This is a genomic window from Paenibacillus ihumii (assembly GCF_001403875.1).
In the GTDB taxonomy this organism is placed as follows: Bacteria; Bacillota; Bacilli; order Paenibacillales; family Paenibacillaceae; genus Fontibacillus; species Fontibacillus ihumii.
In genome coordinates this window covers 3,922,980-3,937,034 of sequence record NZ_LN884299.1, presented here as the reverse complement: position 1 = coordinate 3,937,034, position 14,055 = coordinate 3,922,980, and the positions used below count along the sequence as shown (strand labels likewise).

The 14,055-nt window shown below is 44.1% G+C and carries 14 protein-coding genes and 2 pseudogenes; 11 read left to right on the top strand and 5 right to left on the bottom strand.

What is annotated here, in order from left to right; translation table 11 throughout:
• Positions 1 to 45 precede the first annotated feature (45 nt).
• From BN2762_RS24870 to BN2762_RS24860, 3 genes are all read left to right on the top strand, one after another.
• Positions 46 to 939: a class I SAM-dependent methyltransferase gene (locus tag BN2762_RS24870; protein ID WP_055109559.1), complete on the top strand. Its 894-nt coding sequence runs from the start codon at positions 46 to 48 to the stop codon at positions 937 to 939.
• Positions 940 to 1,114: 175 nt separating this feature from the next.
• Complete coding sequence (locus BN2762_RS28255; RefSeq protein ID WP_306437000.1) at positions 1,115 to 1,306, top strand: metal ABC transporter permease; 192 nt, start codon at positions 1,115 to 1,117, stop codon at positions 1,304 to 1,306.
• A 129-nt stretch (positions 1,307 to 1,435) separates the two neighbouring features.
• On the top strand, positions 1,436 to 2,350 hold the full coding sequence (locus tag BN2762_RS24860) for an NAD(P)/FAD-dependent oxidoreductase (protein WP_055109557.1): 915 nt from the start codon (positions 1,436 to 1,438) through the stop codon (positions 2,348 to 2,350).
• 106 nt (positions 2,351 to 2,456) lie between these two features.
• On the opposite strand, the gene BN2762_RS24855 is transcribed toward BN2762_RS24860, so the two are convergent.
• Together BN2762_RS24855 and BN2762_RS24850 are read right to left on the bottom strand one after the other, a co-directional pair.
• A complete protein-coding gene (locus BN2762_RS24855) occupies positions 2,457 to 2,669 on the bottom strand; it encodes a hypothetical protein (RefSeq protein ID WP_054819294.1) in 213 nt (70 codons plus the stop codon).
• Between the two features lie 31 nt (positions 2,670 to 2,700).
• On the bottom strand, positions 2,701 to 3,411 hold the full coding sequence (locus BN2762_RS24850) for a GAP family protein (RefSeq protein WP_055109555.1): 711 nt from the start codon (positions 3,409 to 3,411) through the stop codon (positions 2,701 to 2,703).
• Between the two features lie 88 nt (positions 3,412 to 3,499).
• Here BN2762_RS24850 and BN2762_RS24845 point away from each other — a divergent pair, with 88 nt between their 5' ends.
• Entirely contained in the window at positions 3,500 to 4,093 is a 594-nt protein-coding gene (locus BN2762_RS24845) for a TetR/AcrR family transcriptional regulator (protein WP_055109553.1), read from the top strand.
• Positions 4,094 to 4,313: 220 nt separating this feature from the next.
• Here BN2762_RS24845 and BN2762_RS24840 read toward each other — a convergent pair whose 3' ends face one another.
• Together BN2762_RS24840 and BN2762_RS24835 are read right to left on the bottom strand one after the other, a co-directional pair.
• On the bottom strand, positions 4,314 to 4,715 hold the full coding sequence (locus BN2762_RS24840; protein ID WP_055109550.1) for a nuclear transport factor 2 family protein: 402 nt from the start codon (positions 4,713 to 4,715) through the stop codon (positions 4,314 to 4,316).
• 103 nt (positions 4,716 to 4,818) lie between these two features.
• A complete protein-coding gene (locus BN2762_RS24835) occupies positions 4,819 to 5,679 on the bottom strand; it encodes an AraC family transcriptional regulator (protein WP_055109548.1) in 861 nt (286 codons plus the stop codon).
• A gap of 367 nt (positions 5,680 to 6,046) precedes the next feature.
• Here BN2762_RS24835 and BN2762_RS28395 point away from each other — a divergent pair, with 367 nt between their 5' ends.
• Positions 6,047 to 6,169: a DUF4367 domain-containing protein gene (locus tag BN2762_RS28395; RefSeq protein ID WP_366925988.1), complete on the top strand. Its 123-nt coding sequence runs from the start codon at positions 6,047 to 6,049 to the stop codon at positions 6,167 to 6,169.
• A gap of 309 nt (positions 6,170 to 6,478) precedes the next feature.
• Here the strand turns inward: BN2762_RS28395 and BN2762_RS26665 are convergent.
• A pseudogene (locus BN2762_RS26665) lies at positions 6,479 to 8,105 on the bottom strand (IS5 family transposase).
• A gap of 368 nt (positions 8,106 to 8,473) precedes the next feature.
• Here BN2762_RS26665 and BN2762_RS24820 point away from each other — a divergent pair.
• From BN2762_RS24820 to BN2762_RS24795, 6 genes and pseudogenes are all read left to right on the top strand, one after another.
• Positions 8,474 to 9,394 (top strand): annotated as a pseudogene (locus BN2762_RS24820) (M15 family metallopeptidase); the annotation flags it as partial.
• A 209-nt stretch (positions 9,395 to 9,603) separates the two neighbouring features.
• Complete coding sequence (locus BN2762_RS24815; protein ID WP_055109544.1) at positions 9,604 to 10,143, top strand: VanZ family protein; 540 nt, start codon at positions 9,604 to 9,606, stop codon at positions 10,141 to 10,143.
• A gap of 40 nt (positions 10,144 to 10,183) precedes the next feature.
• Entirely contained in the window at positions 10,184 to 10,879 is a 696-nt protein-coding gene (locus BN2762_RS24810) for a response regulator transcription factor (protein ID WP_054819298.1), read from the top strand.
• Positions 10,872 to 11,981: a HAMP domain-containing sensor histidine kinase gene (locus BN2762_RS24805; RefSeq protein WP_055109542.1), complete on the top strand. Its 1,110-nt coding sequence runs from the start codon at positions 10,872 to 10,874 to the stop codon at positions 11,979 to 11,981. The genes BN2762_RS24810 and BN2762_RS24805 overlap by 8 nt, the downstream gene beginning before the upstream one ends.
• A gap of 266 nt (positions 11,982 to 12,247) precedes the next feature.
• Positions 12,248 to 13,153 carry a carbohydrate ABC transporter permease gene (locus BN2762_RS24800; protein WP_187386582.1) on the top strand — a complete coding sequence of 302 codons (906 nt, stop codon included), beginning with the start codon at positions 12,248 to 12,250 and terminating at the stop codon, positions 13,151 to 13,153.
• A 78-nt stretch (positions 13,154 to 13,231) separates the two neighbouring features.
• Positions 13,232 to 14,044 (top strand): carbohydrate ABC transporter permease, encoded by an 813-nt coding sequence (locus BN2762_RS24795; protein WP_083485226.1) that lies wholly within the window; start codon positions 13,232 to 13,234, stop codon positions 14,042 to 14,044.
• The last annotated feature ends 11 nt before the right edge of the window (positions 14,045 to 14,055 follow it).

Below are 14,055 nucleotides of genomic sequence, written 5' to 3'. Positions count from 1 at the left end.
ATAAGCTGAAATCCATTTAAATTAAGAAATGAGGTGTTTACCTAGATGATCGAAATCTTACGCAACGAAGCTGCTTGGGAACAAGCTTGGAAGGACGACCAAACGACAGGTGTAAACTTGATGAAATCAGCAGGGATCGAGCCGAGATTCACTTTTGGCGCCATCGCGGCCCAAAACTACAATGAGCAATCGTTCAACGATGAAGGAAGAAGACGGTCAGCACGTATTATCGGCTGGTTGGAAAATCAAGGCGTAAATTTTAATGGCGCCTCTGTCCTCGACATCGGAGCGGCCTCTGGAATATTTTCTATTCCCTTTGCGCAAAGAGGAGCAGATGTGACCGCCGTTGAGCCGTCGCTTCCGTTCACAGAACTATTGGAGCACAACAATCAAAAATGGGCCGACGGTAAGGTAAAGATCGTGCGCGCAGCCTTTGAAGATATGGATACGAAGACATTAGGCTGGAACCAAGCTTTTGATTTTGTCTTTGTGTCAATGTGCCCGGCGATCACAGACTGGGAGATGGTGGAGAAAGTGATCAGCTGCGCTCGAAAATTTTGTTATATCAGCCTAGCGGCAGGTCCTAAAGAACACAGCCTCACCCTTGAAATATTACCGCTGTTAAACCATTCATACAACAAGCATCAAAACTCCGAGATGATGTATTTGCTACAGCTGCTTTATCTAAAAGGGTACGCCTTTCATTCACTCGTCACACGAGAAATGAAAGCCAGGGTTGTGTCTCGTGCGGAAGCCATTCAAGAGGTTTTACATTGGCTTAACTTTTACAATTATCCAGTAGATGAGAATACGCAGGCCATCATTGAAGATTATCTGGATCAAACTTATCCTGGAAAAACGATCCCAATCAAACAAGGAGGGCGCTTCGGCAAAGTGCTCATTCAGTTAGAAGAGCAAAGCATGTTTAATTATTCATGAGGATGAATCAACCAAAGCGCCTACATCAGATGAGTTCCCGCATAAGGGACGCGTTGTACGAAACAATGGCGGTTCCGGAAGTGCGGGAATTTTTGATCCAGATGGGCATGATATTCAGGCGGATGAAGAAAGAGGCGTGTACTTTGATTGTGTTTGCCTTTGAAAAACAACACTTATCATATTAAATGGAATGGTCATTGCGCTTGTTGGCATGTTAAGTGGTTTAGTCGCTTCTTATGAATTGGGTACACCACCCGGCGCTTCCATCACATTAATTTTAATGTTGATTTTTTCAGTCATAACACTTGCAAAGTACATGTTAGATTACTTGAAATTGGATAGACTATTTAATAAAAGTCAAGTCTAGAATGAAATATGCAGAAAATGACAAAACGAGTTTACGCCGTAGATTTGCCATTTTGAAAATAAGCCCATGCATTATACTGAGTAATCACATCTCGTATGGAAAGTTAAACGAAGTGGGAGGGAGTTAATCATGAAGGAAGTTGATGTTGTTATTATTGGAGGAGGTCCTGCAGGTTTAAGTGCTGGACTTGTACTAGGACGTGCTAGAAAGAAGACATTGATTATTGATGAGGGCCAACCGCGTAATGCAGTGACTAGAGAGGCTCATGGCTTTTTAACACGTGATGGCGTTAGCCCACATGACTTTCGAAAAATTGCGAAAGAACAGCTTCGCACTTATCCATCGGTTTCACATCTGGAAGATATCGTCAGGTTGATAGAAGGGGAAGATGGACAATTTTTGTTGGAAACTGTTTCGGGGGTGAAGATAGCCGCTAGTAAACTGCTGTTTGCTATCGGAATGAAGGATCGTGATCTTGGCATACCAGGGTTGGCAGAGGTCTATGGTAAGAGTGCGTTTGTATGCCCGTATTGTGATGGCTGGGAACTAAGGGATCAGCAATTAGTTGTCATAAACAGAGGAGCGACATTAATGCATTTTGTCCCATTGCTTTCTGGATGGTCGAAGCAGTTAGTAGTTTGTACAAATGGTCCCGATGAATTGAGTGAAGCAGAACGTGAAGAATTGCGCGCACATAATATCCCGGTATTTAATGCACCAATACATTCAATCCAATCAAATCAAGGCATGGTAAGCCATATCAAGCTTGAGGATGGGACGGAAATTTCGTGCACAGGGATTTTCTTCAAGCCGGAATTGGAACTTGGATCGGATTTGCCAGTTGCCCTTGGTTGCCGGATGTTGGATACTGCAATCATTGAAGTCGATGAGTTTGGAAAAACTAGTGTACCTGGTGTTTATGCAGCAGGGGATGCAACTACACACTTACACCAATCTATTGTTGCTGCTGCTTCAGGTGCTGTATCCGCAGCTGCAATAAACGGGGAATTAAATCAAGAAGAATGGCGGAAGAGCAACGTTTGATTGAATAACCATGAACACTTTACGAGCCTTCCTCACCCAAGTATCATGCTCATAGAATAAACTTCAAGGGTGAGGAATAACTATGAGATCTTCAAGACATAATAGGTTAGTCAACTTTATCCTTTATTTTAAGAGAACCCACACCAATAATTGCTCCCAATATCACTAAAATTATACTGGCTATTATTTCATATCCTTGCAATGCATCGATGTAATTGACGAGAAACCAACTTGGTCCCCCGCCTGCCAATCGATTTATGATACCTCCAACTCCCTGAAGCAATAGAAGTAAACTTGCACCGCTTGCAATCTCTTTCATAACGCTACATCTCCTTTTTACATAACGAATATCAAGATAGAACTCCCCTGATGCCAATATTGAATAAAATCGCCCCAATAACTGCCACTCCGACTAATACAGAAGACAACGGAGCTTTTACTAATTTTGATCGCAGTTGTTCAAGCTGATTCATTATCCAGTTTTTACATAGTATAAACACGATCAATAGTAAGATTGAAGGAAGTACCATAATCGCGTTATAGCCAAGTAAAATGCCAATGGACAAACCCGTATGAAACGCTAAACCATCCATTAGTAATATCGAGTAAAAATACGGTAAAGCTGTGGTAAACTCAATCGCAAAGACAATAATACCGAGTATGATCATTCCTCTTATAGACACTTGCGTAGGTAACCATTCCAAAAATCGGGATTCCATCCCTTTTTTAGGCTTATAAAAACTAATGAGTACAAAGGCGACTCCAAGTATCGTATAAAACCAACTTGAAATTTGATTGTTCGCCATGCTTTCTATAATACCAAGAATCGGCCCAACTCCGAGATAAACCAAGATACCCATTATAAAATAGCAAAATTGTGTCGAAAATAAAAAAACGATCAATCGCGATGCTGTTTTTTCTTTTTGTATGAGAAGGATATAAGCTGTAATCGCCAATACCCCGGGGCTTAAAATATCAATGACAGCACAGAGCACAATAATGAGGAGTGCTGTTGTGAAATCTATGTTGGCAGGAATTAATGATTCAATGAATTCAATCACCTAAACATCCTCCTTATTTATTTATTTCGCGCACTGTGATAAAATAATAATAACACAGTGTGTTAAATAAGACAAGAGGTGATTTGAAGTGCCGAAAATTGTTGATCATGATCACAAAAGAAAGCTCATCGCTGAAACGGCCTGGAAAATTATTGAAACCGAAGGTATTGAAAAAGCATCTATCCGCAGAATCGCATCTGAGGCTGGAATGTCTGCCGGAGCATTGAGACATTATTTCTCAAACCAGGATGAGTTACTATTATTTATCATGGATTATTTTCTTGCTCGCGGGAAAGAACGGTCGAAGAATAAATCATGGTCACAAGACCCTTTCATTGCGGTACAGGAAACGTTGTTAGAATTGGTTCCTGTAGATCGGGATAAACAAGCTGAAGCTGGCGTATGGCTGGTTTTCGTCATTCGTTCACTTACAAGTGCAGCTTTGAACACGAAAAAAGCTGAACTCATCGAAGGAGAATACATTTTAATGGAGGCACTGCTTGAAATCTTGATAAAGGCAGGCTATATAAACAAAACTATAAATATTGAAATTGAAACGTTAAGACTTGCCGTCATCATTGAAGGCTTATCCATTCATGCTCTTTTAAGACCGGATATATTCACAATTGAAAAAACGGAACAAATTATTACACACCACTTAAATGAACTTTGCAATAAATAATATTGCTCTCATTTATTAAAACATGAATTTGATAATAAACAAAGCAAAGACAGCCGCAAAACAACTAAATACACTTATCCATAAAACAGGTTCCATAATGATCCACTCTTGTTAATATATTTTATATCGCACTCCATGTAACTTGTTATTGCACAATCGCTCCTTTATAGAAAAGCGATAGAGTCCCAAATAAAGACTTCTAGTACGAACTTATTAACAATCAAGATGTTTTAATAACATATGAGGTGATTGCTTTAATTTTTGAATTTTTACCAAACCCTCGAAAGTTATATACATCGCAAAAAGCAACTCTGTGCTTATCGTGTAGTATTAAAGTTCCATTTAGAGATCCTGTGTTGCCATGTGTGATAATGTTCTGTATACGAAACTGTTGAACTTTACAATTTTTCATTTGATGTAACGCTTTCTCAAAATCATCTTTTCCCTGAATTAATTTATCACCAACAATTTCCCAAACCACATCATCTGTCATCCAATCCATACAGAAGCTTATTTCATTTTTGACAAAAGCGATACTAAGATCTCTAAGCAACTCTTTTTTAGGTGAGTTTCCACAATTTTCGGCGCATTCTACCGTTAAGTTCTCAGAATGAGTATTCATCGTTACCTCCTTTTTTCAAATGACCCCGACAGATGACCGGGGTCATTGTCGCGCATCTATTGGAATATTCGTTGTGAAATCAATGATAATGGTCTATTTTTGTCTATTTAACCGGAACCCAAATTTCGGTTTTGGCTACGGGGCTCGTTGGGTCAGGGCTTTTATATACTTCCAAAGACGGTGCGTCACCATGTTCATATGAATTAGACGGAAACCACTCTGAATATATTTTTTTCCATGTCTTCGGTACCACATCGGCTACGGGCCCCACGGCTTCAAATATCGCCCATTTTTCGGCAGATATTTGATAACTAGATAATCCATCAGGTATGTTTCCTTTGTATTCAGTGCCCACCCAATACTCAATCTCATTGTCCTCTTTGCTGTAATCTACTGATGCTCCAATCAAACCTGATATTTGGCCGTTATTCAAACCTAGTAATCGGTTAATGGTACCATTTTTTCCGACCTTGGTCCAAAAATGACCGATATCCAGAGACAGACCGAGATCTCCGTCACAATTAAACCGTTCTTTCACTCCCACAATTTGGAATCCTTTGCGTTCTACCAATTGATAATTCATAGGTTCAGCTCCTTTTAGATTCACCTGGATGGTCAAGCGATTATAAGATTGCAGCTTCCCCAATCCTTTTCGTGCTTCACTCGGTGTCACACCATGCTGTTTGCGAAAAGCCTTTGCGAAAGCTTCAGGAGTATCGTAGCCATATTTATAGGCAAGGTCGATAATCTTGCAATCGCTGCTGGCTAATTCCTGAGCAGCCAATGTCATTCTCCGCCTTCGCACATATTCTTTGACCGAAACATCAGTCAAGATTATAAAAAGCCGTTGAAAATGAAAGGCGGAGACATGTGCCTGCTTCGCAATGTCTTCTATTGTGATGGGTTCCAACAGATGCGCTTCCATATAGTCAATTGCCTTCTGCAGCGATTCTACCCATGCCATATGACTCCCTCCTTGATTAAAAGTTAACGTAAAGTCATCTGAGTATCCTGTCATCTTATGCGCAGTAGGGACAGATTCTCAACGAATACGTCCATACGTTACATCGAATCATCGTGTCTGCCGCCGATCTTAAACAATCCAATAAGTATGCTTTCATAGTCCCACTTTTTATGTATTCTTGTAGTAAGATTATAGCATAGGTAAAGATGATTCATCATACAAATGGTGCGAATGGGGGAGGGGTACATCTGGCACCGACCAGTATTTGCAGCGATTATTTGAACAAACTAATGATTATATAGAATGTCATTCCATCACTTTACTTTTATTAAAGCATACGAAGGAGGAGAGACTATTGGTATATTCTGTGGAAAGTACTACAGAAAAGATTGCAGTCTTTGTACATGACAATCTGTTTTACACAATATCCGGAAACGTTCCATCCACCGAGATGAAAAAAATCATCGATTCTTTTGAAATTGAGAAATGACTTGGATTATAATCATTGGATTACGGTAGAAGGAGACCTGGATATAGGGAAGTTTTGTGAGCAGCTAAAAACAATCAAAGTGATAATATATGGTGAAATTGTGTAGACGACCTTTTTTCCATATAGCTTTTCCACCAATGTCTGAAAGGGTAATAGGACGTGAAGTGTAGTCAATATCTGCTCATCCAGCATCTCCAGTATCATTTTCATGATACGGGCAAACTCTTCTTGCATTTTCCGAAAGCCATTGCTCCAGCTTTTTCAATGTTGGGATTCTTGTGGTTAAGTAGGGGGCTTGCTGAACGATTTTTATCCGAATTTCAGAGCTAGGCGCCGGCGAGACAGCATCGCGAAAATAAGGCAAAAAAGAACGCGGAGCCTGCGCTCCAGGTTCATCACGAGAAGTTGCAGCGTAATCACCGATTCGCTTGTCTTGGCGAGGTGTGCGCGAATACAGCCAAGCCCATACTTGCGCTTGCCTTCTCCAAACTTGCCTTCAATTGCGTTTCGTTCCCCGGTATCCTGTTTGACGTCTTGCTTATCTTCACTTGACGGACCGTTTTTAGGCTTTCGTCCCAATGCCGGCCCACTGAGCCAAATCCCATGCTGTTTGCAGAAGCTCCGGTTTTCGCGCGTGCGGTAGATCTGATCCACTTGGACGACAGCCGGATAGGTCCCCATGCGCTCACGGTACTTCTCGATCACGCCAATTAGCGTCGTGCTCTCGTTGAAGTTATCCCAAGACAGACGATCAAGGAACGCATAGCCATTTGTCATGCTTACCGCAATCTTGGCTCCGAACTCAACGCGTGCCTTGGCTTTCCCGCGCACGATTGGCCTGATATGCGGCTGATGAATGCTGACGATCCGGTCTTCCATCTGGTGAGAACGCTCGCTCCACATTTGAAGTTGCTGATGGTACAGTTCATGAATCACCAGCAGGTCGCGATAGGTTTTCCGGCTAAGCAGCGTGAGCGGTTGCACCTTGGCTTGCTCGGCGATGATGGAGAGGTTCCGTCCAACGTAACCGAGCTGCCGCCTGATTGCTTTGCGGATCACTTTGGGTCCCGGCCTGCGTTGCTTGGACACCGCCAAACTGCTTGCGCGCTTTTTCGCGGTACGTGCGCGGTTTCGTCGCTTTGCTGACGGCCGGCACATGCAGGGTATCGATGATCGATTCGAGCTTCTCCCGCGCTTCATTCAGCAGATTCAGATCGGTCGGATACGCCACATCCGCTGGCGCGCAGGTAGCGTCCATGAGCACCGTCCCTTGATTGGGTAGCGCAGGTGCTTCCGATTCCATGGCCGATACCGGATGCCCTTCGGAAGGAGGCGCGGTCGCTTCAAGAGGCTCGGGCACCGCGGCCGTCTGCTCCACGGGAGATGTTGCTGCTGACGGTTCGACTTGTGGTTCCGCGAACAGTGTTTGCTGTTCGGCTTCAATAACAGAGGCGCGCTTCTTCGACCGCTTTACTTTCCCTCCGCCGCCGCTAACGTTGTTGTCGTCATGGTCCTTCGTTTCCTTCGCGCCTGCCGTGGCGACGACCTCATTCAGCTCAGCCAGCACATCCGTCAGACGCTTCCGAAAATGCGTCATCATCGAGTGATGGAACGGTTGCTTCATGACGAATCCGGGCAGACCGATGAAGTATTGCATGTATGGATTTTCGTTGATCGACTCTAGGGTTTCTCTGTCGGTCAACTGCATTCTCTCTTGAATGATGAGCGCCCCGAGCCCCATCCGCAAACTGATCGTTTGCTGGCCGCGGAAGGTGTCTTTGAAAAACGGTCCGTATTTTTTCTCGGCCTCTGCCCATGGCACTAACCGCGCCAACTGAACCCAACGATTCTCTTCGTCCAGCTTTCCGCCAAAGGGCAAAAAGAAATCGCCTGGCAGGATCAATTGATTGTCGAGATGCGCGGTCGGCTTGAACACATTTGTCACTCCATCTGCAAGGATTTGGGCCCGTTCTCCATGCTTTCCTTTACATATGAATTCGACATCAAGAGCCTAAAATCCTTATTGTTATGCGGTTTTCAGCCTTTTTTTCACCATTCAGCAAGCCCTAAGTAATGAATAAGAGCTTCCTCCTTACGGTGTGTTATTGGTAAACATCACTGTATCCAGGATGAAGCTCTTTTCCGATGTTCGCTTTTCCAGATCTTAATCCCACGAAGATTTTACACTAACCCGTTTGTTAGTTTTCGATAACGATTTAATAAAAATTTTAATATTAGCCCCATTTCTTTTTAAATAGTCCCCCCTACTCTATATTAGACGAAAGATAAGGAGGAAAACTACGAATGAAGAAATGGCTATTGGGGCTTGTCATCCTTTTAATAATTGGCTATGCCGTAATCCAAGTTAAACCGGAACCCGATAACAATGAAAATGTGCCGAAAGAAAACCACCAAGTAGAGGATGAAAATCTGGATGAGAATCTTGATGAGGCTCTTAAAGGGGACGGGATTCCGGTACGGATAACAAAGGATCAGGTTTACAAAGGCAATTTGCTGCTGATCAATGAAGTTTATCCCGTACCTCCGGGGACTAACGTATCGGATGCCGTCAATTTGGCAAAAAATCCGGAACTGATAAACGGATACGGGCTCTTGGACAACTCGATCCGATTGACGCCTTTTTTGGCACAAAAATTATCTGTGATGATTGCAGCGGCACATCAGGATGGCATTAACCACTTTATGCTCACCAGCGGCTATCGGGACGAAGCGGAACAGAGCAAGCAATACGAGGAAAACGAGCCCGGCTACGCGTTGCCGGCAGGCTTTAGTGAGCATAACCTCGGTTTGGCGGTGGATATCGGATCAACGCAAGGGAAGATGGAGTCTGCTTCTGAAGGGCTATGGCTGAAAGAGAACGCCTGGAAATACGGCTTTATCTTGCGCTATCCGGAGGACAAAACAGAAATTACAGGGATTCCGTATGAACCATGGCATTATCGTTATGTCGGTTTGCCGCATAGCGCTATTATGTATGAGAACAATTTTGTTCTTGAGGAATATTTGGGATTTTTGAAGGAACGGAAATCGATAAAGACCACGATAAACCACGAAGAGTATTCCATTTACTACTATTCTGTTCTCGAAGATATCACGATTCATGTGCCGGCGGATACCCGCTATGAAATTTCAGGCAACAATATGGATGGTGTTATTGTGACAGTATATTCCGGGCAGGGCGATACTCCAACAAACGATAAACCGGAGAACGATTCATCGACAAGCGATACGCCGACAAACGAGGGGGCTCCAACCGGCAATCGTCCGAACGATAAACCGCAGATTGATACGCCGACTAGCGATACGCCAGCGGACATCGATCCGGCGCTTGAGAAGCCGGAGGGTGCGTTTCAGGAGGATGGGATGCCGGAAGTTAAGAATCCGGAGGTTTCGATACCAAAGGAGGGGAACGGATGAGAGCCGGCTACCGGTTGAAACATTGGGGCGTTCGGCTATTGTTTGCTTTCTACATGTACGCGCTGCTCAAAATTATTTTATTCAAGTTCGGCCGGGTGGATGTTGCGTTTCTATGGGATCAGTTACTGCGAACCGCGACTTATCCGGAATATATCGTTGCCAGACTGCAAGCTGGGAATCTGGTTCCCTTGAAGGAAATTACCAGAGCGCTTGATGCGTTGACTGTACACAGCCTGACGAACCTCTTCGGAAATATTGCGATCTTTGTCCCGTTCGGCATGTTCCTTAATGTTCTTGCGAAGGCCGGAAAGCTGACGTTGGCGGGGACGCTATGGCGCTCCTTGGCGGTAAGTATCGGGCTGGAAAGCGTCCAAGTGTTATTTTCGCTCGGTACGTTTGACGTGGACGATCTTTTTTTAAATTCCATTGGAGGCATGCTCGGCTTCGTCGCTTATAGACTGGGGTCCTGGCTGACGACGCCGGCATCCGCCGTTCCGGGTGCCCCGCGCGCCGTTGTTCTGGCGAAGAAGTTCTGATACGATGTAGTTCAATCATCATATTTACTTGAGGTGGATTATGAAATCGATCACTATTTTAATCGCCGATGACGAACCGGAAATTGCCGATTTGGTAGAACTGCATCTAACCAAAGAGGGTTATCGTTGTGTGAAAGTTTCTGACGGGCTGGCCGCCGTGCAAGCCATTCGGACACAACCGATTGATCTGGCGATTCTCGATATTATGATGCCGAATCTGAACGGCTACGAAGCAACGCAGCTCATTCGGGAAAGTCACCACCTGCCCATTATTTTTTTAAGTGCTAAAGCGACCGATCTTGATAAAATTACAGGACTGGTCAGAGGAGCGGACGATTATGTGACCAAACCGTTCAATCCGATGGAGCTGGTCGCTCGGGTAAATGCGCAATTGCGGCGAGCGTTGCAGTTCAATCCATCGGCGACATCGAACGTTGCCGTTCTGGAGGTGCGCGGTCTGATGATCAATCCCGAACAACGAATGGTACGATTGTATAACAAACCGATTGAGCTAACCCCGAAGGAATTTGACATCTTGTACTTATTGGCCAGCCACCCGAATAAGGTGTTCAGCACGGAGAATATTTTCGAACGTGTATGGGGGGAAGCCTACTACGAAGGCAGCAATACAGTTATGGTGCATATACGCGCGTTGCGGAAGAAGCTCGAAGAAGATAAGCACAAGAACAAATGGATCAAGACGGTCTGGGGAGTGGGATATACGTTCAATGGCTAATAAGATCCGAGGTTTCCGATTTAAAATGATTCAGCTATTTGTTTTAAGTACACTTTGCTCTGGCACGATCACCTTTTTGATCTTTAAAGCACTCCAGTTCTACTATCATACGACGAAATTTGAAGATCCGACGACCAGAATTCGTTATTTCATGCGGGAAATCGGAGACCTCAATTTTTTTCTGATACTTTTTATTCCTCTCTCCTTTTATTTTTTCTTTCTCTTCACGAAACGATATTCGCTTTATTTTCACGAAATATCGCGTGGGATCAATCAACTGGCAAACGGCGATTTCAACAGCCACATCAACATTCGATCGAATGACGAGTTCGAAGATATTGCGCGAGATATCAATCTGGCTAGTGACAAATTAAAGCATGCGCTGGAGAGGGGGGACTTTGCGGAGACCAGCAAAGAACAACTGGTTTTGAATCTGGCACACGATTTGCGAACACCGCTCACTTCTGTTCTGGGCTACCTGGACTTCATACTTCATGATGAAAATCTGACGACAGAACAGATCAAGCGGTATACGGGCATTGCTTACTCCAAGTCACAACGGCTGGAGAAGCTGATCGACGAGCTTTTCGAAATCGCTCGTATGAATTACGGTCAGCTAAAGATGAATAAACAACTGATCGATCTTAGCGAGCTTCTCATCCAATTAAATGAGGAATTATATCCTGCTTTAGAAAGAAGTCACCTGACCACCCGATTGCATGTGACTCCCCATGTGACGATCCGGGGGGATGGAGTTTTATTGGCGCGAGTATTTGAGAATCTCCTTACGAACGCCATTCGTTATGGCAAAGATGGCCAGTATATAGATATTCATTGCAATCTGGAAGCGGGGAACGCAGTAGTTCAAGTGATCAATTACGGTCAACGCATTCCCCCGGAAGAGCTGCCGTATATTTTCGATATGTTTTACACGGTCGATAAAGCGCGTACTGAGCGGGAAGGAAGCTCCGGTATCGGTCTGTTTATTGCGAAAAATATCGTGGAACAGCATCGGGGCACGATCTCAGCGCAAAGCGATCCCGTTCGCACGTTATTTGAAGTTCGTCTCCCGCAAAGCAACGCACCTACAGCGCATCAGTAACTAGGATGTGTCTGGACACTGCGTGATTTCTGTTTTTTCTCCACTTATTCTTCAATCAGTTTTCCCAAATGAAAGCATCAATGGGAGGAAACTGAGAATGAATAAGTGTTTTTTTATGTTCTAAGCGTGTTATCACTGAGACTGCAAACAAAGAGGATCGTCCGTTCAATGTTGGACGGTATTTAATAAAAATTTTATTTTTACCCTACTTATTCTTTAAACTGTTCTTTTTATAGTACTGGTAAGACTGGTTGGAGGAAGCGTAAATGAAGCAACGGTTTTTTAGACAAGATGACGATAGGAAGATCATGAAATGGATGCGCAAGGATGCGGTGGTAGCCTGGCTATTTCTCGCACCGAGCGCTGTTGGATTCGCACTGTTTTACCTTGTTCCATTTATCATGGGAGTATTTTATTCATTTGTAGACAGCCCGGTAGATCGTCATTTTGCGGGTTTGGATAATTACCGCGAGTTGCTTATGAGCGAGTCCTTCCGCAAGGCAGTGACCAATACATTTTATTTTAGCGCGGTTAGCGTTCCGCTTAATCTCACACTGTCGCTAGGTCTTGCGGTACTGCTGAATGCAAATTTATATTTGCAAAAATGGTTGCGGACCGCCTATGTGCTGCCGCTTGTCGTTCCCGTTGCCTCAATTGTGTTCGTCTGGCAATTGTTGTTCGATTGGAACGGATCCGTAAACGCCTGGCTGAGCAGCTTCGGAACTGAACGCGTGGACTGGATGAAGACCGATGCTGCCCGATATGTCATTATTGTCGTCTATTTATGGAAGAACATTGGCTATAACGTCGTTTTATTTTTGGCGGGTTTGCAGCAAATCCCGAAGGATTATTATGAAACCGCGCATGTGGAAGGAGCTGGGCGCTTACGGCAGTTTGGCAGCATCACTCTTGTCTATCTAACTCCCACGATGTTCTTTGTCGTCATTTTGTCGATTATGAACTCGTTTAAAGTATTTCGGGAAACGTATTTAATCGCAGGAGACTATCCGCATGACAGTATCTATATGATGCAACATTATATGAACAACATGTTCACGTCGTTGGATATTCAGAAATTGACAGCCGCGGCGACCATGATGTTCGGTTGTATTCTTTTGATCGTCATCGGTTTGTTTGCGCTTGAACGCCGATATCGGCAGTTCATGGAATAGAGGTGAGAGTCTTTGGATAATTTTCACAAAATCATTCGAAAAATTGGCCTCACAGTCGTGTTGGGCACAATTGCGCTTATGTTTTTATTTCCAATTGTGGTCACGTTCACTAATTCATTCATGACAGCCCAGGAAATCGATATCAATTATGGATCTATCGGACAGATGAATGAAGCGATGAAAGGGGGGAAAAACCGTTATGGAAATTTAAAATTGCTGCCGGATCATGTATCTGTGAAGCAGTATGGCGAAGTGTTGGTGGCAAGTCCCCGATATTTAATGTTGTTTTGGAATTCGGTGTTGTTGGTAGTGCCGATCATCGTTGGGCAAATCTTGGTCTCGGCGTTTGCTGCGTATGCCTTCTCCAAGTTGCAGTTTCGTTACCGAGATCGTCTGTTTATCGTCTATGTCATGACGATGCTCATGCCGTTTCAGGTGACACTAGTGCCGAATTATATTATGGCGGATAAATTGGGGCTGCTGAATAGCCCGAATGCCATTATATGGCCTGGCATTTTCGCAGCTTTCGGTGTTTTTATGCTTCGACAGTTCATGCTACATATTCCGTATGCCTATATTGAAGCGGCGAAGTTGGACGGGGCCGGCCATTTGCGGATTTTCTTCACGATGATTGTTCCTATGGTGAAACCAGGTGTTGCTGCGCTCGTCGTTCTCTTATTTGTTGATTATTGGAACATGGTAGAGCAGCCGCTAATTTTTCTGAACGATCCGTTCAGGCATCCGTTATCTGTGTACTTGTCCAGGATCAATGATGAACCTGGGATCGCTTTTGCGGCATCCGTGCTGTATATGACCCCCATGGTGCTGTTATTTCTTTATGCGGAAACTTATTTCATTAAAGGCATTCAATTATCCGGCATCAAGGGGTAATAGGAGCAATC

Coding starts and splice junctions, on each gene's coding strand:
- BN2762_RS24800 (WP_187386582.1), top strand. CDS start 12,248: ATGAAGCAACGGTTTTTTAGACAAGATGACGATAGGAAGATCATGAAA.
- BN2762_RS24870 (WP_055109559.1), top strand. CDS start 46: ATGATCGAAATCTTACGCAACGAAGCTGCTTGGGAACAAGCTTGGAAG.
- BN2762_RS24855 (WP_054819294.1), bottom strand. CDS start 2,669: ATGAAAGAGATTGCAAGCGGTGCAAGTTTACTTCTATTGCTTCAGGGA.
- BN2762_RS24835 (WP_055109548.1), bottom strand. CDS start 5,679: ATGGCATGGGTAGAATCGCTGCAGAAGGCAATTGACTATATGGAAGCG.
- BN2762_RS24815 (WP_055109544.1), top strand. CDS start 9,604: ATGAGAGCCGGCTACCGGTTGAAACATTGGGGCGTTCGGCTATTGTTT.
- BN2762_RS24805 (WP_055109542.1), top strand. CDS start 10,872: ATGGCTAATAAGATCCGAGGTTTCCGATTTAAAATGATTCAGCTATTT.
- BN2762_RS24840 (WP_055109550.1), bottom strand. CDS start 4,715: ATGAATACTCATTCTGAGAACTTAACGGTAGAATGCGCCGAAAATTGT.
- BN2762_RS24810 (WP_054819298.1), top strand. CDS start 10,184: ATGAAATCGATCACTATTTTAATCGCCGATGACGAACCGGAAATTGCC.
- BN2762_RS24860 (WP_055109557.1), top strand. CDS start 1,436: ATGAAGGAAGTTGATGTTGTTATTATTGGAGGAGGTCCTGCAGGTTTA.
- BN2762_RS24795 (WP_083485226.1), top strand. CDS start 13,232: ATGTTTTTATTTCCAATTGTGGTCACGTTCACTAATTCATTCATGACA.